17 protein-coding genes are annotated in these 20,843 nt (G+C 57.8%); 10 read left to right on the top strand and 7 right to left on the bottom strand.

The features are described from left to right. Positions 1-25: 25 nt before the first annotated feature. The 3 genes from dnaN (at position 26) to gyrB (ending at position 4,799) form a co-directional block, all read left to right on the top strand. A complete protein-coding gene (gene dnaN / locus ACIGG6_RS00800; protein WP_399841281.1) occupies positions 26-1,129 on the top strand; it encodes a DNA polymerase III subunit beta in 1,104 nt (367 codons plus the stop codon). Between the two features lie 106 nt (positions 1,130-1,235). Continuing rightward, positions 1,236-2,339 carry a DNA replication/repair protein RecF gene (gene recF / locus ACIGG6_RS00805; RefSeq protein ID WP_399841282.1) on the top strand — a complete coding sequence of 368 codons (1,104 nt, stop codon included), beginning with the start codon at positions 1,236-1,238 and terminating at the stop codon, positions 2,337-2,339. Between the two features lie 39 nt (positions 2,340-2,378). Then, on the top strand, positions 2,379-4,799 hold the full coding sequence (gene gyrB, locus ACIGG6_RS00810) for a DNA topoisomerase (ATP-hydrolyzing) subunit B (protein WP_399841284.1): 2,421 nt from the start codon (positions 2,379-2,381) through the stop codon (positions 4,797-4,799). Positions 4,800-4,916: 117 nt separating this feature from the next. Here the strand turns inward: gyrB and gmhB are convergent, their stop codons facing one another. The 3 genes from gmhB to glyQ all read right to left on the bottom strand — a co-directional run bounded on the left by gmhB (position 4,917) and on the right by glyQ (position 8,689). Next, entirely contained in the window at positions 4,917-5,477 is a 561-nt protein-coding gene (gmhB, locus tag ACIGG6_RS00815) for a D-glycero-beta-D-manno-heptose 1,7-bisphosphate 7-phosphatase (protein WP_399841287.1), read from the bottom strand. Between the two features lie 174 nt (positions 5,478-5,651). Beyond that, the gene (glyS, locus tag ACIGG6_RS00820) at positions 5,652-7,718 is read right to left on the bottom strand and encodes a glycine--tRNA ligase subunit beta (protein ID WP_399841290.1); all 2,067 of its coding nucleotides are present in this window, start codon (positions 7,716-7,718) and stop codon (positions 5,652-5,654) included. After that, positions 7,718-8,689 carry a glycine--tRNA ligase subunit alpha gene (glyQ, locus tag ACIGG6_RS00825; protein ID WP_188639509.1) on the bottom strand — a complete coding sequence of 324 codons (972 nt, stop codon included), beginning with the start codon at positions 8,687-8,689 and terminating at the stop codon, positions 7,718-7,720. Before glyQ ends, glyS begins: the two co-directional genes overlap by 1 nt. Positions 8,690-8,798: 109 nt before the next feature. On the opposite strand from glyQ, the gene rfaD reads away from it, so the two are divergent. Then, the gene (rfaD, locus tag ACIGG6_RS00830; protein WP_399841294.1) at positions 8,799-9,755 is read left to right on the top strand and encodes an ADP-glyceromanno-heptose 6-epimerase; all 957 of its coding nucleotides are present in this window, start codon (positions 8,799-8,801) and stop codon (positions 9,753-9,755) included. Then, positions 9,748-10,794: a lipopolysaccharide heptosyltransferase II gene (gene waaF / locus ACIGG6_RS00835; protein WP_399841296.1), complete on the top strand. Its 1,047-nt coding sequence runs from the start codon at positions 9,748-9,750 to the stop codon at positions 10,792-10,794. Before rfaD ends, waaF begins: the two co-directional genes overlap by 8 nt. On the opposite strand, the gene ACIGG6_RS00840 is transcribed toward waaF, so the two are convergent. After that, positions 10,784-12,436 (bottom strand): sulfatase-like hydrolase/transferase, encoded by a 1,653-nt coding sequence (locus ACIGG6_RS00840; protein ID WP_399841298.1) that lies wholly within the window; start codon positions 12,434-12,436, stop codon positions 10,784-10,786. The two genes, waaF and ACIGG6_RS00840, sit on opposite strands and share 11 nt — an antisense overlap. Positions 12,437-12,575: 139 nt before the next feature. On the opposite strand from ACIGG6_RS00840, the gene ACIGG6_RS00845 reads away from it, so the two are divergent. Further along, entirely contained in the window at positions 12,576-13,337 is a 762-nt protein-coding gene (locus tag ACIGG6_RS00845; protein WP_399841300.1) for a glycosyltransferase family 2 protein, read from the top strand. On the opposite strand, the gene ACIGG6_RS00850 is transcribed toward ACIGG6_RS00845, so the two are convergent. Continuing rightward, positions 13,275-14,342, bottom strand: coding sequence for a glycosyltransferase family 9 protein (locus ACIGG6_RS00850; protein WP_399841301.1), 1,068 nt, complete (start codon positions 14,340-14,342; stop codon positions 13,275-13,277). The two genes, ACIGG6_RS00845 and ACIGG6_RS00850, sit on opposite strands and share 63 nt — an antisense overlap. An 84-nt stretch (positions 14,343-14,426) precedes the next feature. Between ACIGG6_RS00850 and ACIGG6_RS00855 the strand changes: the two genes are divergently transcribed. Next, positions 14,427-15,545, top strand: a complete 1,119-nt coding sequence (locus tag ACIGG6_RS00855; RefSeq protein WP_399841304.1) for a glycosyltransferase family 4 protein — start codon at positions 14,427-14,429, stop codon at positions 15,543-15,545. Here the strand turns inward: ACIGG6_RS00855 and ACIGG6_RS00860 are convergent. Then, positions 15,527-16,270 carry a 3-deoxy-D-manno-octulosonic acid kinase gene (locus ACIGG6_RS00860; RefSeq protein ID WP_399841306.1) on the bottom strand — a complete coding sequence of 248 codons (744 nt, stop codon included), beginning with the start codon at positions 16,268-16,270 and terminating at the stop codon, positions 15,527-15,529. The genes ACIGG6_RS00855 and ACIGG6_RS00860 overlap by 19 nt on opposite strands. Between ACIGG6_RS00860 and ACIGG6_RS00865 the strand changes: the two genes are divergently transcribed. The 3 genes from ACIGG6_RS00865 to waaA are packed head-to-tail and all read left to right on the top strand — an operon-like array spanning position 16,269 to position 20,072. Continuing rightward, positions 16,269-17,366 carry a glycosyltransferase family 9 protein gene (locus ACIGG6_RS00865; RefSeq protein ID WP_399841309.1) on the top strand — a complete coding sequence of 366 codons (1,098 nt, stop codon included), beginning with the start codon at positions 16,269-16,271 and terminating at the stop codon, positions 17,364-17,366. The two genes, ACIGG6_RS00860 and ACIGG6_RS00865, sit on opposite strands and share 2 nt — an antisense overlap. Continuing rightward, positions 17,356-18,786 (top strand): bifunctional D-glycero-beta-D-manno-heptose-7-phosphate kinase/D-glycero-beta-D-manno-heptose 1-phosphate adenylyltransferase HldE, encoded by a 1,431-nt coding sequence (gene hldE, locus ACIGG6_RS00870; RefSeq protein ID WP_399841310.1) that lies wholly within the window; start codon positions 17,356-17,358, stop codon positions 18,784-18,786. The genes ACIGG6_RS00865 and hldE overlap by 11 nt, the downstream gene beginning before the upstream one ends. After that, positions 18,786-20,072: a lipid IV(A) 3-deoxy-D-manno-octulosonic acid transferase gene (gene waaA / locus ACIGG6_RS00875; RefSeq protein ID WP_399841311.1), complete on the top strand. Its 1,287-nt coding sequence runs from the start codon at positions 18,786-18,788 to the stop codon at positions 20,070-20,072. The genes hldE and waaA overlap by 1 nt, the downstream gene beginning before the upstream one ends. On the opposite strand, the gene rpiA is transcribed toward waaA, so the two are convergent. Beyond that, on the bottom strand, positions 20,067-20,738 hold the full coding sequence (rpiA, locus tag ACIGG6_RS00880) for a ribose-5-phosphate isomerase RpiA (RefSeq protein ID WP_399841313.1): 672 nt from the start codon (positions 20,736-20,738) through the stop codon (positions 20,067-20,069). The two genes, waaA and rpiA, sit on opposite strands and share 6 nt — an antisense overlap. Positions 20,739-20,843 lie beyond the last annotated feature (105 nt).

Consider the following 20,843-nt stretch of genomic DNA (forward strand, 5'->3'; position numbering starts at 1 on the left):
TTCAGGATAGAAAACCGGAGTTTCGATGAAATTTACCATTTCCCGAGAGGCGCTGCTTCGCCCGCTGACTCTGGTGGCGGGCGTAGTAGAACGGCGCCAAACGCTGCCTGTGCTCTCTAACGTACTGATTCAAGTTGAAGGCGATCAGGTCGCCCTGACCGGTACGGATCTAGAAGTTGAGCTAGTAGGCCGCACGGTCGCCAGCCAAGTGGACCAAGCGGGCGCTGCTACGGTGCCGGCTAGAAAGCTGATGGATATTTGTAAATCGCTGCCCGATCAGTCCGACATTCAGTTAGCGGTCGAAGAGGGGCGCGCGGTATTACGTAGTGGTCGTTCGCGCTTTACACTTTCTACGCTTCCTGTAGCAGAATTTCCTAATATTGAAGATGCCGATGGCAGTCAGGAACTCAGCGTTCCGCGTGGCACGCTTAAGCATTTGATTGAATCCACCTCCTTTGCCATGGCGCAGCAGGATGTGCGTTATTACCTAAACGGTATGCTGCTGGAAATTCAGAGCAATTTGCTGCGTACGGTCGCGACCGATGGACACCGTTTGGCGATGTGCTCGCGTCCCATTGACGTTGCAGTAAGCCAGTCTCAAAAGCTGATTGTGCCCCGTAAAGGTATCCTTGAGCTTTCTCGCCTGTTGGATGACAGCGATGAACCTGTCAGCCTTACCTTGGGTTCAACGCATGTTCGTGCGCATACAGGTGACTTCACGTTTACCTCTAAGCTTATTGACGGCAAATTCCCTGATTATGAGCGCGTAGTGCCGCGCAATGGCGATAAGGTGCTGATTGCTGAGCGTGCAGAGCTGCGTCAGGTGCTGTCGCGCACTGCGATTCTTTCAAATGAGAAGTACCGTGGTGTTCGGCTGTATCTTGAGGAAAATAACCTCAAAGTAATGGCCAACAACCCGGAGCAGGAAGAAGCGGAAGAGAACATTGCCGTGGAGTACAACGGTAGCGCCATGGAAGTGGGCTTTAACGTTGGTTATTTGGTCGATGTGCTCTCTGTGCTTGATGAAGAGCGCGTACAAATTACCCTAGCCGACCCTAACAGCAGTGCCCTGCTGGAAGAGCCTGGCGGTGGTGATGCCCTGTATGTTGTTATGCCGATGCGCTTATAACAGCATTGGTACTGAATGAAAACGGCGCTTCTACTTGTCAGAAGCGCCGTTTTCGCATTTGGCAACGGATAGCGCGTTTCATGGTCTTACTAGGTGGCATTCGCGGATGAGCGTGACACAACTCACTTTTCACGGACTGCGTAACTTGGCTCCGGTTACGATTTATCCGTCACCACGTATCAATGTTATCTATGGCGTGAACGGTAGCGGTAAGACCAGTCTTCTGGAAGGTATTCATATTCTGGGCATGGGACGCTCTTTTCGTACTCGTCAGCTGAAGAATGCCATTCAGTCAGAGGCGCCGTATATGACGCTGTACGGCCGCTTGGCAGGAGATCCTGAGGTGACGCTGGGGGTAAGGCGAATGCGGGCTCAGCGTGAGCTGGAGCTGCGTTTGCGTGGCGAAAAGGGCGTCCGATTGGCTGAGCTGGTAGAAGCTATGCCGCTCCAGCTTATTAATCATGATGCTTTTCGCTTGCTGGAAGGGTCACCCGCTGGTCGCCGTGAGTTCTTAGACTGGGGAGTGTTTCACGTGAAACATCACTTCCTGGACGCGTGGCAGCGGACTCGCCGGGCGGTGAAACATCGGAATGCACTCCTTAGGCGTGGTAGAATAGCGGCCAGTGAAATAGCGGTGTGGGAGCAGGAGCTCGCCCATTGGGGGGAGCAGATGGATACGCTACGCCAAGCATGGTTTAGTGAGTTCTTGCCCGTATTTGATGAAACACTAAAAAAACTGCTGCCGCTGCCCGGGTTAACACTCCGCTATGCAAGAGGTTGGGATAAACAACGCTCGCTGGCAGATGTACTGCACGATAGTCGAGAAACCGACCAGCAGATGGGGTTTACGCAGCAGGGCCCACAGCGCGCCGATTTGCGTATTCGGTTGAACAAGCAGCCCGCAATTGAGGTGCTTTCCAGAGGCCAGCAGAAGCTGGTAGTGAGTGCATTAAAGCTCGCCCAAGGAAGGCTTCTGGAAAGTACCGCACAGCGGCACTGCATTTATTTGATAGATGATCTACCGGCAGAGCTGGACGAGCATCACCGCCGCCAGTTTTGCGCTTTGCTTGAAGAGATGCAGTGCCAAGCATTTATTACCAGCGTCGAGCCCACCGCGCTAAGCGATGTCTGGCAGCCCACTACCGCCGTTGAGATGTTTCACGTGAAACACTCCGAGCAGGGGTTTAGCCAGTGTCAGCCAGATGGGTAGACGACACGGAACGAGACAGACTTCACGACGGAGTGGTCAATGAGCGAGCAGGCTTACGATTCATCAAGCATCAAGGTGCTCAAAGGGCTAGACGCAGTACGTAAGCGTCCAGGCATGTACATCGGTGATACCGACGACGGCACCGGGCTGCACCACATGGTTTTCGAGTTGGTGGATAACTCCATCGATGAAGCCTTGGCAGGCCACTGTAGCGAAATTCGAGTGGTCATCCACGCGGATGAATCGGTAACCGTGAGCGATAATGGCCGGGGTATTCCGACCGAGCTACACGAAGGCGAGGGCGTCTCTGCTGCCGAAGTTATTATGACGGTGCTCCACGCGGGCGGTAAGTTTGACGATAACTCTTATAAAGTATCGGGCGGCTTGCACGGCGTGGGTGTGTCGGTGGTGAACGCGCTCTCAGAAGAGCTGCGCCTGACGATTTGGCGTCAAGGCGAAGTGTTCGAACAAATGTACCACCATGGCGTGCCGCAAGCGCCGCTAGGCGTGGTAGGTAAAACGGAAAAGAGCGGTACCCGCGTTCATTTCCGCCCGTCACCGGCTACGTTTGCCAATATCGAATTCCACTACGATATCCTGGCGAAACGCCTGCGCGAGCTCTCTTTCCTCAACTCTGGTGTTGCCATTCGCCTGATGGATGAGCGCAGCGGCAAAGAGGAGCTGTTCCATTATGAAGGCGGTCTTAAAGCATTCGTCGACCATCTGAATAAGAACAAGACCGTCCTCAATCCGGTGTTTCACTTTAATGCGGTGCGTGAAGACGGAGTGGAAGTCGAAGTGGCGATGCAGTGGAGCGACGCCTTCACTGAGAACATTTTCTGCTACACCAACAACATTCCTCAGCGGGATGGTGGTACCCACTTAGCAGGTTTCCGCGCTGCCCTGACGCGTACGCTGAATCACTATATTGAAGCTCAGGGCCTGCTGAAAAAAGCCAAAGTGAATACCTCTGGTGACGATGCTCGGGAAGGCTTAACCGCCATTATTTCCGTGAAGGTTCCGGATCCCAAGTTCTCGTCGCAGACCAAAGATAAGCTGGTCTCTTCCGAGGTGAAAACAGCGGTAGAGCAGGAAATGGGGCGTCTGTTTGCAGACTACCTGATTGAAAAGCCCAACGAAGCCAAATCCATCGTCAATAAGATGCTGGACGCCGCACGTGCCCGTGAAGCAGCCCGTAAAGCGCGGGACATGACGCGCCGTAAAGGGGCTCTGGATATCGCAGGCCTGCCGGGCAAGCTTGCCGATTGCCAAGAGAAAGACCCAAGCCAATCAGAGCTTTACCTGGTGGAGGGCGACTCGGCAGGAGGAAGCGCCAAGCAGGGGCGTGACCGTCGCACTCAGGCCATTTTGCCGCTAAAAGGTAAAATCCTGAACGTCGAAAAAGCACGCTTCGATAAAATGCTCTCCTCCGCGGAAGTGGGTACGCTGATCACGGCGCTGGGCTGCGGCATTGGTCGGGAAGAGTTTAATCCCGATAAGCTGCGCTACCACTCGGTCATTATCATGACCGACGCCGACGTAGACGGTTCGCACATTCGTACGCTGCTACTGACGTTTTTCTTCCGTCAAATGCCAGAGCTGATTGAGCGTGGGCATATCTTTATTGCCCAGCCGCCGCTTTATAAAATCAAACGTGGTAAGCAAGAGCTCTATCTGAAAGATGAGCAGGCCATGATTGATTACCTGACCACCACCGCGCTGGATGGGGCAGGGCTGCACGTTAATGCGGATGCGCCTGGCATTGCTGGCTCACAGTTGGAAGCGCTGGTGAATCAGTATCGCAACGTGATGAAGCGAATTGACCGTTTGGCGCGGGTTTACCCCATCGAAGTATTGAAGCAGGTAGTACATGCTACCGCGCTACAGGGTGAGCCAAGCTTGAAAGACCGCGTCACCATGGAGAACTGGATTGCCGAGCTGCAGAAAGCCATGGATGACATGGTGGCCTATGAAGGCGGCCCGCGCTATCAGTTCTACCTGCAAGAAGACACCGAGCGTGGCCTGCATCTACCGGCAGTTTCTCTGATCGCCCACGGCGTGACGACAGAGTATGTGTGGGGCTTAGACTTCTTTGAAAGCGCCGATTACCGCGCTATTGCAGGCTTAGGGGAAACCCTCAGCGGCTTGCTGGATGAAGGTGCTTACATCGCCCGTGGTGAGCGTCAGAAGCCCGTTGCACACTTCTCTGAAGTGCTGACTTGGCTGATGCAAGAAGGCCAGCGTGGCCTCTCTGTGCAGCGCTATAAAGGGCTAGGTGAGATGAACCCAGACCAGCTGTGGGAAACCACCATGGATCCGGATAGCCGTCGTATGCTGCGGGTTACTATTGAAGATGCGGTAGCGGCGGATATGATGTTCAACACGCTGATGGGTGATGAAGTTGAGCCGCGTCGCGACTTCATCGAGACCAACGCGCTCGTTGCTAACCTCGATATCTAAAAAGCCTCTTCAATGTGTTTCACGTGAAACATGTAAAAGCAAAAAACCGTAGGCGAAACGCCTGCGGTTTTTTTATGGGTGGTGGTGTTCAAGGCCAGCATGAAAATTGTGGAAAGGTTAGTCCAAGGCACCTGCGATTAAGTCGTCAACAAAGGCAGCTAAATCAGCGTAGACCAAGGCATGCTCTAGCCCGTCCCCTTTTGCGAGAGTCTTTTCCCCTTTACCCGTTTTCACGAGAACGCTACGGCACCCCACCGATTCACCCGCTTGCAGGTCGCGTAGGCTATCGCCCACCATCCAACTGCCTTTCAGACTGGAAAGCGTTAGTTTGTCCTGTATCTCGGTAAATAGCCCAGGAAGCGGTTTTCGGCAGCCGCACTGATCATCGGGGCCGTGAGGGCAGTAAGCGATATGGGCAATTTGGCCGCCTTCCGCTTCCACCAGCCCATGTAAGCGCTCATTCATAGCGTTCAGCGTGGTTTCATCGTAGAAGCCACGGGCGATGCCGGATTGATTAGTAGCCACTGCCACGGTAAAGCCTGCCTGGGTAAGGCGGGCAATCGCGCTAATGGCAAAAGGGTAGGGGATCCATTCGGCAAGGGATTTGATATAAGCATCCGAGTCGTGATTAATCACGCCATCGCGATCCAGTATCACAAGCTGCTGAGCAGTAATCATGGGGCTCCTCTTAATGCGGTGGGCAAAAACATCAACATTAGCGTAAGCCCTGAAGCGCGAATGAGCGAGTGTTTCACGTGAAACAATCGTGCCCTCAATAAAAAGCCCGGCTTATCAAAAGCCGGGCTATCGGTTGCGCCTTCAGAGCAGTCGACGCTCTAAACACTCATCGTGTCACTGGGGTAGCTGAGAGATATCGGCCACTTCCAGGAACAGCGCCTGCAGGCTGGCAAGCAGGGCAAGGCGGTTACGGCGAATGGCATCGTCATCCGCCATGACCATAACCTGATCAAAGAACGCATCGACCGGCTCGCGCAGCGTGGCAAGCGCGTCTAGCGCCTGCTGATAATCACCTGCTGCAAACAGCGGAGCCACCTGCTGCTGGCTAGCCGTGACCGCTTCAAACAGCGCTTTTTCCGCCGCTTCTTGAAGAAGCGAAGCTTCTACCTGAGTGCTGCCATCATGCTCCTGCTTGCTCAGGATGTTGGAAACGCGCTTGTTGGCAGCGGCCAGGGCTGCGGCTTCTTCACGTTGAGCAAATGCTTTGACGGCGCGTAAGCGACGCGCGAAATCCAGCGGCTTGGTGACCGGGCGGGCGCGAACCGCGAGGTACATCTCTGCAGAGATGCCCTCTTCCTGACCCCAAGCGCGGAAGCGGTCGAGCATATACGTCAGTACGTCTTCTACCAGGCCGTCGGCTTTCGGCAGGTTCTGGTGCTGATCAGCCGCCACTTGCAGCAGTTCACGCAAGTCGAGGTTCAGCTCACCTTTCACCAGAATGTTCAGCACGCCAATGGAGGCGCGGCGCAGGGCGAAGGGGTCTTTCGCGCCAGTCGGGCGCTGGCCGATACCGAAGATGCCCACCAGGGTATCCAGGCGATCTGCTAGTGCCAGCGCTTGGCCGGTCAGGCTTTGCGGAATCGCATCGCTGGCAAAGCGGGGCAGGTATTGCTCTTCTAACGCCTGGGCGACTTCCGCAGGCTCGCCATCCTGCTCGGCGTAGTAGCGGCCCATGATGCCCTGGAGCTCTGGGAATTCGAGCACCATCTCGGTAACGAGGTCACATTTTGCCAGTGCCGCGGCACGCTGCGCGTGGGACACATCGCCGTGAATACGCTCAGCGATAAAGGTCGCAATGGCCGTGCTACGGCGGGCTTTGTCCGCCAGCGTGCCCAGCTGCTGCTGGAAGACCACGCTTTCTAGTTGTGGAATGCGCGAGGCCAGCGTGTGCTTGCGGTCGGTGTCGTAGAAGAAGGCCGCATCCGCCAAGCGTGGACGAATGACCTTTTCATTGCCGGAGATCACTTGATCAGGGTCTTGGCTCTCGATGTTCGAGATAGTGATGAACAGCGGCTTCAGCTTGCCCTGATCATCCAGCAGGTGGAAGTACTTCTGGTTGGCCTTCATGGAGGAGATCAAGCACTCCGCGGGCACTTCCAAAAAGCGCTCGTCGAAGCTGCCGGTCAGTGCGACAGGCCACTCCACCAAACCGCTGACTTCTACCAGCAGGTCCTCATCAATGACGGCGTTGGCTTCCTGAACCTCGGCCTCGGCGAGCACCTGCTCACGAATACGCTCCCGGCGACGCTGGCGGTCTGACAATACGTAGGCATTTTCCAGGGCTGCTAGATAGTCGTCGGCATGCTCAAGTTGAATTGCATCCGGCGCGTGGAAACGATGGCCGTAGGTGGTACGGCTGGCTTGAAGGCCAAGGGCTTCGGCGGCAACAACTTGGCTACCGTACAGTGCTACCAACCAGTGAACCGGGCGGGAGAACTCAACGCGGGAAGCACCCCAGCGCATGTTCTTGGGTACCGGCAGCGACTGTAGTGTTTTACGTACCATCTCAGGCAGTAGCGCTTGAACGCTGTCACCCTGCTGCTGTTCGCGGTAGCCAAGCCAGGTGCCCTTATCGGTTTCCAGATGGATCAGATCATCCACGCTGACACCGCAGGAGCGGGCAAAGCCTTCTGCCGCTTTGGTGGGGGTGCCGTCTTTAAACGCGGCGGCCAGGGCGGGGCCACGGCGCTCTACTTCACGGTCTGGCTGCTTGTCGGCAAGCCCGGTGACTTGTACGGCTAAGCGGCGCGGCGTGGCGTAGGCGGTCACCGCTTGGAAGGGAATCTCGGCTTCCTGTAGGCCTTTTTCAATGCCGGCAGCAAAGGCGTCTGAAAGCGCGTCCAGCGCGGTCGGCGGAAGCTCTTCTGCGCCCAGTTCTAATAAAAGCGTATCAACGGCCATTATGCGTCTCCCTGGTCGGCGAGTGATTCTTGTAACAGTTCGCGGCGCAGGGCCTCGGGGGCCATGGGGAAGCCTGCTGCTTTACGAGACTCGAAGTAGGCGGTAGCGACGTCACGCGCCATGGTGCGTACGCGCAGGATGAAGCGCTGACGTTCCGTGACGGAGATCGCGTGGCGGGCATCCAGCAGGTTGAACGTATGAGACGCTTTAAGCACCTGCTCGTAAGCGGGCAGCGGCAGGCTTGCGGCCAAGAGTTTGCTGCACTCTTTTTCCTGGTGATCAAACGCCGCGAAGAGCTGATCCACATCGGCGTGCTCAAAGTTATACGCCGACTGCTCGCGCTCGTTTTGCAGGTAGACATCGCCGTAACTCACTTTGCTGCCGTCCGGCGCGATGGCCCATACCAGGTCGTAAACGCTATCGACGTTCTGCAGGTACATGGCGATACGCTCAAGCCCGTAGGTCAGCTCGCCGGTGACGGGGTAGCACTCGATGCCGCCCGCCTGCTGGAAGTAGGTGAACTGAGTCACTTCCATGCCGTTGAGCCATACTTCCCAACCAAGACCCCAGGCACCTAAAGTGGGGGACTCCCAGTTGTCTTCCACGAAGCGCACGTCGTGGATCAGCGGGTCAAGCCCTAAACGCTTCAACGAACCTAGGTAAAGATCCTGTAGGTTGCTGGGGGAGGGCTTCATCACCACCTGGAACTGGTAGTAGTGCTGCAGGCGGTTAGGGTTTTCGCCGTAGCGGCCGTCGGTTGGGCGGCGGGAAGGCTGAACGTAGGCAGCGTTCCAGGTTTCTGGGCCAATCGCCCGCAGGAAGGTGGCAGGGTGGAAGGTGCCCGCGCCGACTTCCATATCGAGGGGCTGGAGGATGACGCAGCCCTGTTCTGCCCAGTACTGTTGCAGAGCAAGGATCAAGCCTTGAAAGGTCGACACATCGGGTGTCGATTGGTTTGTCGAAACACTCATCGCGGAAAGCACCGTTGGCCATGAATTCATAAGCCGTCAAGTATACAATCACAGGCAGATGGGTTATAGGCACGTTAGCCAAAGAGCCGCTTTTGGTAAGGAGAACGAGATGATCGTTGTAACAGGCGGAGCCGGGTTTATCGGCGCCAATATTGTCAAAGCGCTAAATGCTCGTGGCCGTGATGATGTAATGGTGGTCGACGACCTGCGTGATGGTACTAAGTTTGTCAATTTGGCGGACTGCACTCTCGCCGACTACCTGGATAAAGATGATTTTATTGCCCGCGTGAAAGCAGCGCTGCGCGGTGAAACGGTGGATTTACCCACCATCGATGCGATTTTCCATGAAGGTGCTTGCTCGGATACGACCGAGTGGGACGGCCACTACATGATGGAAAATAACTTCGAGTACTCCAAAGTGCTGCTCAACTACTGTGAAAAACTGGGCATCCCTTTTCTGTACGCATCGTCAGCGGCGACCTACGGCGGCAGCGAGGTGTTCAAGGAAGCACCGGAGCATGAAAAGCCGCTCAACGTGTACGGCTACTCCAAGCTGCTGTTTGATCAGCACGTGCGCTCGCGCTGGAACGAGCTGACTACGCAGGTGGTGGGCTTCCGCTACTTCAACGTTTACGGGCCGCGAGAGCAGCATAAAGGCAAGATGGCCAGCGTGGCGTACCACAACCACCTGCAGATCCGTAACGGCGAAACGCTGAAGCTGTTCGGTGCTTACGGCGGCTACGAGGCGGGCATGCAGAGCCGTGATTTTGTTTACGTGGGCGATGTGGTCGATGTAAACCTCTGGTTCCTGGATAACCCCAGTGCGTCGGGAATTTTCAACTTGGGCACCGGCCGCGCCGAGCCGTTCAAGGCCATTGGCGAAGCGGTCATCGACTTCTATGGCCAGGGCGAAATCGACTACATTCCCTTCCCCCAAGAGCTGAAAGGGCGCTACCAGAGCTACACCCGTGCTGATATTAGCAACCTGCGGGCGTCTGGCTGCGACGTGGAGTTTAAAACCGTCGCCCAGGGCGTTAAGGCGTACTTGGAGTGGCTAAATGGCTAACTCTGCCAAGCGACTGCTGGTAGTAGGCCCCTCCTGGGTAGGCGATATGGTCATGGCACAGAGCCTGTTTATGACCCTTAAAGCACGCTACCCAAATGCCACCTTAGGGGTGGTCGCCCCCGCTTGGTCTCAGCCGATTCTTGAGCGAATGCCGGAAGTGGATGAAGTACTGCCGTTGGCGGTGGGCCACGGTGAGTTTGGGCTAGCCAGTCGCCGCGAGCTGGCGGCTCGGCTACGGGGCCGCTTTGATCGTGCCATCGTGCTGCCGCGCTCCTGGAAAGCGGCGCTGGTGCCCTTTATGGCACGCATTCCTGAACGGGTGGGCTTTCTAGGAGAGCATCGCTACGGCTTATTAAAAGAGCGCCGCAAATTAGACAAGCAGGTGCTGGACCAAACCGTCAAACGGTTTGTATCGCTGGGGCTGCCGTTGGAAGAGGCACAAAGCGGGCAGTTCACGATTCCCAAGCCGCGGCTCACCATCGACCGCGACAACCTGGTGAATCTGCGTCTTACCCATGCGCTTTCGTCGCGCCCTGCGATTGGCATGATGCCAGGCGCAGAGTATGGCCCCGCCAAGCAGTGGCCGCTGGCGTACTTTCATCAACTTGCAGCAAGGCTGATCAAAGAGGGCTTTGAAGTAAGGGTGCTGGGCGGAGCGAAGGACCATGCGGCAGGGCAGGCCATCGTGAAAGGCCTGCCGCATGCGCATAATTTATGCGGGAAAACCCAACTGGCCGATGCCGTGGATTTGCTAGCCGACTGCCGCCAAGTGGTCACTAACGATTCTGGCCTGATGCATGTGGCAGCCGCCGTTGGCGTGCGTATCCATGCGCTTTACGGCTCCTCATCACCTGTCTACACGCCTCCGCTGACCAATAATGCGGCCATTCATTATCTCGGGCTCTCCTGTTCGCCGTGTTTTCAGCGAACCTGTCCTCTAGGTCACACGAACTGTTTAAATGAGTTAGATGTTGAGCGGGTATATCAGGCGATGCGTGCTGATCGACACGACGCTAACGGCGTCATCGTCAACGCATAATTTCCACCTCTGTGGCCTGATCAGCGGGTGTCTCGGTGACCTGCTCTGTGATGCTCTCTGCTGGTTCACGTCGTTGAGGTGCAAGGCCTTCCCAGAGGCGGTGCTGTAGAGCGGTCTCTTCCCGCAGCCGCTCGTTCAGTGCCTCAAGCCCGTGGATCTCCACTAGGGTGGGCTGGCTGCTGAGCAGTGATGCGCCTAACCCGGCGCGGTTATCATTCAGTGGCAGGCCCATGGCATCCAGAATCGTGGGAAACACATCTAGCATGGTGGCGCCTCTACGTACCCGCTGTGGTCGAATGCCATCACCTAGCATGATGAGCGTATTGTCGCGATCCAGCGCGGTGAGCTGATCCCATACCGATACGCGCATGGTGAGGTGATCACTGAGGACCACAACCAGGGTGTTTTCCAGCAGCCCCTCTTGTTCTAATTGCTCAATAAAGTCTCGCGCCTGGCGGGCGGAGCACTCCACCGAATAGAGAATATCCTGACCATCGAATTCGCCCTGGCGGTCCTGGCAGGTTTGCGAAGGGAATCCACTGGGGGCGTGACCTGCAATGTTGAGGTTGACTACGGCCCAAGGGCCGTTGTCCTCTTCATTCAAACGGCGTATTTCGTCGGCAGTAAAGTCGTATAGCGTATCGTCATACAGCCCCCAGCTATTCACATACTCTGGGTCATCAAGTTCAGGCAGCAGCTCCTCTTTGCCTTTCACGGTATTGAACTGGTGGCCGCGATAGAAAAGTCCCTTCCCGGCAAACTGCGTGCTGGCACCGCCCAAAAAGCTAAGCCGATAGCCTTGTTCAGCCAACACATCTCCCAGGCAGTCAACACCGGGTACTACCTTGGAAAGCGGCTCGAACTGGCTATCGTGTAGCAGGCCTGCGGGCATGAGCGGCACGCCGCACTGGCTGGCGATCATCCCGGCCATGGTCCAGCCGGTATTCTCCATTTGGTGAATGCCTTCAAATACCAGACCGCGCTCACCTAACGCGGTTAAATCGGCATAAGCGTCGCCAAACAGCTCGTTGCTATAGGTACGTTCCAAGCTTTCTAAATAGAGCAGCAGTAGGTTGGGGGCATCAGGCTGGTCGCCGGTAGGCGGTGACACATAGCGGCGGTCTAGCCACGCGCCATCGTCAGTCACAATGGCAGCACTGCGCTGGCCGATGCCATAAAGCAGCGGGTTAGCCGCCAGCAGAGTAATGGCAAAGAAGCGCTCGGTTAATCGCCAGCGCTGGTCGTGGCGCGACAGCCACGTAACGGATGCCAGCACCGCCAATACCATTAAGGTATAGGTGAGCGCCAGCAGCATTTTCCCAGCCCCGCCGTGCTCTGCCATGCCTGCTTGAAGGTGAAAAAAAACTGCGCCTAGATCAACGTTGCCAAAGCTATCGGCCAAATAGACATAGATGCTAAATAGGCTAAGCGGGGCAAGTGACCACGGCCACATGTGCCGATAGCGTGCATTAAGTGGCGCACCCCAACGCAGTTTTAGGCCGACCCCAATCCACACGGCTGCGATTAAAAAGAGTGTCCACCAGGGCAGGCGAGTTAGCACAGTGACGGCATAGCCGAGGCTGAGGCCAATCACAACCAGAGGCAGCCAGGGGGTAAGTTTGAGTGACCTTAAGGGGGGCATCCTGTATCCCTTTTCAGAACGTGCTAAATGAGTGGTTCAGCTTATCAAAAGTCGCGCGCCGTGGCCGTGTTAGCATGCAACTAAACGAGCTATGGTAATGAGCACCATGGGTCTTAAACCGAGTGGGCAAAGGTGAACCGTGTCTATTTCCGCTGTGTTAATTGTCAAAAACGAAGCGCACCATTTACGTGAGTGCCTGGAAACGCTGACCTGGGCCGACGAAATCGTGGTGCTCGATGCGGGTAGCCAGGATGAGACGTGCGCGATTGCGCGAGAGTTCACCCAGAATGTGAGCGTCAACGCCGACTGGCAAGGCTTTGGTATTCAGCGCCAGCGGGCAGAAGCCCTGGCAAACGGCGAGTGGATTTTAATGGTCGATGCCGATGAGCGCGTAACGCCTGAACTGCGCGACAGCATTCAAGCTGCCATTCAGCAGCCGCCTGCTGCCTACAGCGTGAGCCGGCTATCTTGGTGCTTTGGCCGCTTTATTCGCCACTCTGGCTGGTACCCAGACCGCGTGCTGCGCCTCTACCCGAAACGCCAGGCGGGCTATAACGCTTCGCTGGTGCATGAAAAGCTGGTGGTAGAAGCCGGGCTGGCTGAAAAGCCGTTATCCGGCGACCTGCTTCACTATACCTACCGCGACCTGCGCCACTATCTTGAAAAATCGGCACATTACGCCCAGGCCTGGGCAGAGCAGCGCGCCGCCCAGGGTAAAACGGCCACGCTATGGCAGGGCATTAGCCACGGGCTGGCCTGCTTTCTCAAAATGTATGTGCTTAAGGCGGGGTTTAAAGATGGCAAACAGGGCTTGTTGTTAGCACTGCTGTCCGCTCACTCAACCTTCGCTAAGTACGCCGATCTGTGGGTTCGTACGCAGACCTCCGAGAAGCAGCGCTGAGATCTGTTCGGCTGCCGCGTTGAGATCGATGGCGGTCATGTCCTGCTGGTCGGCGCCTGAAGGCGGGCTAAACGCCAGGCGCTTTTCCGCCCTGTTGCAGGTTTGCCAGCGCAGTGGCGTGGCTGAGCGCTTGGCGGGATAAAAGCCCGCTGTAGCGATGTCCAGGCAGCCTGCGATATGCAGCGGGCCGGTTGAACCGGCAATCAGCATGTCCGCTCCGCCAAGCTGTAGGGCAAAGGCATCGACACCTGCGGTGCTGGGGAAGTGGTCTGCTGCAACGCCCTGTTTGGCAAGCTGCTCCCTCAAGTCTTGTGCCTGAGGCTGCTCACTGGGGCCAGCGCTGATCAGCCAGCGTAGTGGCAGGTGCTGGCACTGCTGGTGCACTTGAGTGATCAGTGCGGCGTACTGCGCTACCGATAGGTTCACAGCCGAGCCGCCGCTGCCAGGATGAACCACCACCACGTGCTCTGAAGAGTCTTTGACCAACATTTGGCGCTGTTCATAACGTTGCGCACCATCTAGCGGCCAGAAGGGGGGCGAGGGCAGGGTGGAAAGCGTTAGCGAAAGGCGAGCCAGCAGTTCACAGGCCAAATCGACGTTGTACTGGTACTCCGGCTTTGCTGACTGTGAGCGGCGCTGGCGTACCCGCACGTTATATAACACCTGCGCCCACTTGGTCGCCGGGGCAACGCGCAGCGGAATGCCTGCTTTCATGCCTAGCCAGCCAATGCGCGGCGTCGAGAATAGCGTTAGCAGTGCATCGAATTTCGATTGTTTCACGTGAAACAATAGCGCCTGCTGCGCCGCTTTATCGGCTTGGCTGCCGGGGTCGATAATGACCTCATCTACCCATGGGCACGCCTTGGCTAACGGGGCCGTATAAGCGGGCACCAGCACCGTGACGTGGGGCGCAGGCGATGCCTGTTTCAAACACGCCAAGGCTGGCCACGCCAACATAAAATCGCCGATTTTGTCGTTACGCACGACAAGCAGTCTCTGCGCCATGATTTAGGCCCCGTTAATAGCAGCCTGTATACTACAAGAGATTGTAAGGATTGTTTAACAGTGGGCGGCTAGGTAGGGCAAGCGATGGCAAATAAGGTACTGCAACTGTGTCTTTCCGATGGTAAAGGCGGAATGGAGCTATACGTAGACCGGGTGATAGAAGACCTGCTGGCGGAAGGTTGGGAAGTCCTCGGCATCTGCCTGAAAGACACCAAGGTAGAAACTTACATGCAGCGCAACGGAGTGCCGTATAAGGCCTTTGCGAGCAACGGGCAGGCGCTGGTCAACCTGCTGTCGATACGTCGCTGGTTGAAGGAGGAAAACATCTCCGTCATTCACTGCCATAAATCGAGTGATCTACGCCTCACCACCCTGTTAAAAGCGCTGCTACCGAAGCTAAGAATAATTTATATAGATCACGTGGGCGGGCAGCGCCCTAAAAAAAGCCCCTATCACCGTGTTGCCTATGGCAGCGTTGATCGTGTGCTGTCTATTAGCCAAGCAACGTATCAGCGCAATATCCGCAATTTACCGCTTCCCCAGGAGCGGGTGATTTGCTTGCCCCACGGAGTCGATGTCGATAAGTACCAGCCCAATGGTGACCCCGCTGCCATTACGGCTAAGCGTGAAGCGCTGGGTGTCCCGGCAGACGCGGTGCTCATCGGGCTTCCGGGCCGGGTGACGCCTGGCAAAGGCCAGGACGTCTGGGTAAACGCGCTGCTAGCGCTTGACCCCACGCTTCATTTTTATGCGCTCTCTATCGGTGGCACTGACTATGCGTCAGGTGGCGTGGAAGCGTTCTATGCCGAGCTGCAGCGCACCATCGCGGGCACGCCGCTGGCGGATAAAATCACCTTTCTAGGGCATCGCAGTGACCTGACGGATATTTTGCCCGTGCTGGATGTGGTGTGTATTCCGTCAGAAAACGAAGCGTTCGGCCTGACCATCATCGAATCCATGGCCTGTGGGATGCCGATCATTGGCTCGAATACCGGGTCGTTGCCGGAGCTAGTGGATGCTGATTCCGGCGTGTTGGTAGGCCCGTTTGACGTGCCCGCCTGGCGCGATGCCATGGACACGCTCATTCGTGATGCGGCCACACGTCAAGCCATGGGGCGTGCCGCGCGGCGGCGCGTCGAGGAGCACTTCAGTAACAAGCAGCACGTGAAGCGCTTAATGGAGATCTACTCAGTGTCGGCATAGCCTGCGTAAAGCGGCGCCATCAGATTTTCCACCTGGCCAGGGGCAAACTTCACCACCGAGCGCTCCAGCCGCTGCAGGTTACTTGCCTGCCACTTGCCTGGCGGGCGCAGGCGGCAGCGGTCGAGATCGATCAGCCAGGGCTTACCTGCTTCATCCACCAGAATGTTGCGGGCGTTGAGGTCCACGTGGTCCAGGCCCGCTTGATGAAAACGCTTGATCATTGCGCCAACGCGCTTTAATAGCGCCTCATCAGCCTCGCCAGCACTCAGTAATGAGGCCAGTGCCCGAGCGCCGGGAATGCGCACGGTCAGCAGTGCCGCCTCATAGGTCAGCCCAAACCGTGTGACGCAACAGGCCACCGGGCGCGGCACGGGGAGGCCTTGCTCATACAGCGCGGCGGTCAAGCGCACTTCACGAAACGCTCGGGTGCGCTCGACCCCCAGCCATATATAGCGTTGCTGACTAAGTTTGGCGATCAGACCGCCGCGTTGGTAGGGCCGCAGCACCCACTGTTCGTCGTCGCGTGCTTGCAGGAACAAACTGCTACCACGGCCCGGCGCTTCGCCGACCACCAAGTGACGCGCTCGCCAATACGCCGCTTCAAACAGCGCCGTGCTCAAGGGGTGAGTAGGGGAGGACAGTTGGTGTGATGCGCAGGCGTCACTTAAACTGTCAGCATCATGTAGAATCAGCCCATTTTTCTGCTGGAGTGCCGCTAAGCGCATGAAGCCCTCTCTGCCTGCTCAACCAAACCATATTGCCATTTTGCGCCTCTCCGCGTTGGGAGACGCATGCAATCTCGTGCCCACGGTGCGAGCGCTGCAGCGTCAGTGGCCGAACGCGCGCATTACCTGGATTATCGGCAAGGGGGAGCACAGTTTACTGGCGGGGCTTTCTGGGGTCGAGTTTGTTGTTTACGACAAATCGACGGGGCTCTCCGGCATGCGCGCTATCTGGCGCGAACTGGCGGATACCCGCTTCGATGTGCTGCTGCATATGCAGCAGGCCATTCGCGCCAGCGTGCTCTCGCTCGGGCTTAAAGCCAATGTGCGCGTCGGGTATGACAAAGCCCGTGCCAAGGACGCCCAGCACTGGTTTACCCAACACCAGCTAGCGCCCCATGCCAACGCCCACGTGCTGGAGTCATTCATGGACTTCGCCCGTTTACTGGGCGTCGAAGACGACCGCCTAGAGTGGAATCTCGCCGTGCCCACAGTGGCCTATGAGGAAGCCCGCGCTATTAGTGGCGATGCCCCTTATTTAGTGATTAACCCTTGTAGCAACGCGCGTTTGCGCAACTTCCGCAACTGGTCGGTGGAAGGCTACGCCAGCGTGATTGAACACGCGTGGGTGCAGCACGGTCTTAAGAGCGTACTCACCGGTGGCGGCAGCCCGCTTGAGCGGGAAATGGGTGACCATATCGAAGCGCTCTGCCAGTCAGGAAGTGTGATCAACGCCATTGGCGGCACCTCGTTGAAGGGCGTATTGGCGCTGATCGATAACGCACGCGCGGTGATTGCGCCGGATACTGGCCCGGCTCATATGGGCAACGCCATGGGCACACCAACGCTTGGCCTTTACGCCACCACCAATCCCCAGCGGGCCGCGCCCTACTTGTGGCGTGATTTTGCCGTCAATGCCTACCCCGATGCGGTACGCACCTACCTGCATAAATCGGTGGACGAGGTGAGCTGGGGGCAGCGAGTACGCCATGCCGATGCCATGGACTTGATCAAGGCTGACGATGTGATTGCCAAGCTAGACGCGCTGCTGGCGCATACCGCAGCGCAGACCACAACAGGACCCTCGGATGAAAGTTGATTTAACCGCCCTGGAACATGCCCGCGTACTGGTGGTAGGCGACGTCATGCTCGACCGCTACTGGCACGGCGGCACCTCGCGGATCTCCCCGGAAGCGCCGGTGCCCGTGGTACGCGTGGAAGATGCCGATGACCGCCCCGGTGGCGCGGCCAACGTAGCGCTTAACGTGGCGTCCTTAGGCGGCCATGCGGCGCTGGCGGGGGTCGTGGGCGAGGATGAAAATGCCGAGCTGCTCACCAAGCGCTTGGCTGGATCCAATGTAAGCACTTACTTTCAGCGCAGCCCAGACGTTCCGACGATTACTAAGCTGCGCGTGATGAGCCGTAACCAGCAGTTGCTGCGCCTCGACTTTGAGCAGCGCCTCGACAGTGTCGATACCAGCGGCCTGCTGGCACAGGTTGAGCAAGCCCTGCCTGAGTGCGACGTGGTGATTTTATCGGACTACGGCAAGGGCACGCTCAACCAAGTGGAGCGGCTGATCGAGATGGCTCGCCACCATGGCAAGCGAGTGCTGATCGACCCCAAGGGCCAAGACTTCACCAAGTACCGGGGGGCCAGCCTGATTACCCCCAACTTAACCGAGTTTGAAGCCGTGGCAGGCCCATGCGCCACCGATGCCATACTGGCCGAGCGAGGCGAAGCGCTGCGTGCTGAGCTAGAACTCGAAGCGCTGTTGATTACCCGCAGCGAAAAGGGCATGACGCTAATTCGTGAAGGCCACGCTCCGCTGCACCTGCCCACCCGTGCTCAGGAAGTGTTCGATGTGACCGGTGCCGGTGACACCGTGATTGGTCTGATGGGACTAGCGCTAGCCGCTGGCCACTCGCTGCCGGAAGCAATGATGCTGGCGAACCTCGGCGCGGGCTTAGTGGTGGCCAAGCCGGGCACCGCCACGCTCTCGATTGCTGAGCTCTACACCGCGCTGCACGGCGACAAGCTGGCCGAATTTGGCGTGATTACGCAGGCAGCATTGGTGGAGGCTGTGCGTGCCGCGCAGCGCCGCGGCGAGCGCGTGGTGATGACCAACGGCTGCTTCGATATTCTGCATGCGGGCCACGTGGGTTACTTAGAGCAGGCCAAGCGCCTAGGCGACCGACTGATTGTGGCGGTGAACGACGACGCCTCCATTGGTCGCTTAAAAGGGCCAAAGCGCCCCATCAACCCGCTGAACCGGCGGATGCAAGTGCTGGCCGGGCTCGGCGCGGTGGATTGGGTCGTGCCATTTAGTGACGACACGCCCGCTGCACTGATTGAGCAAGTACTGCCGGATATCCTGGTCAAAGGCGGCGACTACCGCCCCGAGGATATCGCTGGCGGCAGCGCCGTGATTGCCAACGGTGGCGAGGTGAAAGTGCTGGGCTTTGAAGACGGTGTGTCCACCTCGGCGATGATCAGCTCGATTCTGGATCGCGAAAGTTAATGGTGCTATCCCGCTGGCCGCGATTGGCCTATTCGGCGGTGCTGTATGGGCTAGCGCCGCTGATTGGCTGGCGCATCTGGCGTGAGCAAGTACCCACTTACTCGCGGCTCCAGCGGTTGGGGACACGCCTTGAACCACTGCCGCCCGCGCCGCGCATTTGGCTGCACTGTGCCTCGGTAGGCGAGGTACGCGCAGCCCGTCCGCTGATCGAAGGGCTGCTAGCGCGGTTTCCTCACCATCGCCTGCTGCTGACCACCATGACCGCCACCGGCGCCCAGCAGGCGCTGGCGCTGATCGCAGAGCAGAGCGCTACCGATCAGCGTCGTCTTACCCACCGTTTTCTTCCTCTGGATTTCCCCGGCGCGGCCAAGCGCTTTGTGGCCCGCGTACAGCCTGAGCTTGCCATCCTGTTTGAAACCGAGCTGTGGCCGAATCTGCTTCACGCCTGCCACCGGCAAGCGGTGCCTGTTGCAGTGGTCAACGGCCGACTATCGCCCCGCGCGTTTGCCCGCTACCAGCGTCTTCGCCCGCTGATGCACAGCGCCTTAGCCAACGTGACATGGCTTGCCGCCAAATCGTCAGAAGACGCTGAGCGCTTTCAAGCACTGGGGTGTGCGGCTGAATCCACCACCGTAGTGGGGTCGCTGAAATTTGAACAAGCACTGCCTGAGAAGGCGTTGGCGGAAAGTGAACGCTTACTTCAGGCTTGGGGAGGGCGGCCCGTCTGGGTCGCGGGCTCGACCCGCGATGGGGAAGAAGCGCTGCTGCTCACGGCCCACCGGCAGTTGCTGAAACGCTTTCCAGACGCGCTGCTGGTGCTGGTGCCTCGCCACCCTCAGCGCTTTGACGAGGTGGCGGCACTGTGCGAGCGCGAGGGCTGGGAGATTAGCCGCCGTAGCGAGCAGCAACCCGTTACACCCGCCACCCAGATTTACCTGGGCGATACATTGGGCGAACTGGCGGCGCTGTACGGCGCGGGGAGCGTGGCTTACGTAGGCGGAAGCTTGGTGCCGCTGGGCGGGCACAACGTATTGGAGCCTGCCGCACTGGGTAAGCCCGTGCTGTGTGGGCCGTCGCTGGAGAACTTCAGCGATGTTGCCGAGCCGCTGTTAGCGGCCAAGGCGCTGACCGTGGTTGATTCTCCAGAAGCGCTTGCAAGCACCCTGGCAGAGTATATCGCCTACCCTCAGCGTGCTCGGCAGGCGGGTGAGGCAGGGCAGACGGTGATCGAAGCCCATCGCGGGGCGCTTTTGCGAACGCTGGATGGGCTTGGCCGCTACTTATAGCGCCGTCCGCTCTACGCCATTAGCCTTGCCCAGCAGCAGTACGTCGGCGCCGCGTGCGGCAAACAGGCCGTTGGTAACAACGCCGACGATGCTGTTAATGCGCGCTTCCATGGCGACCGGATCATCAATCATAAAATTAAAGCAGTCGATGATATGGTTGCCGTTATCGGTCACCACCCCTTGGCGATACACGGGCTCTGCTCCCAGCTTGACCAACTCCCGAGCAACGTAGGAGCGCGCCATGGGAATCACCTCCACCGGCAGCGGAAAGCGGCCTAGCTGCGCCACGTATTTGGAACCATCGGCGATACAGATAAAGCGTTTGGCGCAAGCGGCCACAATCTTTTCTCGGGTCAGCGCTGCGCCGCCGCCTTTGATCATATGTAAGTGAGCATTTACTTCGTCCGCACCATCGATGTAGAAAGGTACGTCGCCCACATGGTTCAGTTCAAATACCTCAATACCCAAGGCCTTAAGGCGCTGGGCACTGGCTTCTGAGCTGGCAACCGCTCCCTTGAACCGATCGCGCAGAGGGCCTAAACGGTCAATAAACAGATTGGCTGTCGAGCCAGTGCCAATGCCCAGCACCGTGTCTTTATTCAGGTGAGGCTCTATTTCGCGAATGGCGGCATCCGCCACGGCGGCTTTTAGTTCATCTTGTGTCATGATGGTTCCAGTATCAGGAGAGGCAGTCGCCCCTTAGTATAACGACCTAAGCGCTGGCTGCCGATGGAAACGCCGCTAGACGTTGCCAGTCGTAATCTGCTACCA

Origin of the sequence: Vreelandella lionensis, from assembly GCF_044543515.1 — a bacterium.
In the GTDB taxonomy this organism is placed as follows: Bacteria; Pseudomonadota; Gammaproteobacteria; order Pseudomonadales; family Halomonadaceae; genus Vreelandella; species Vreelandella lionensis.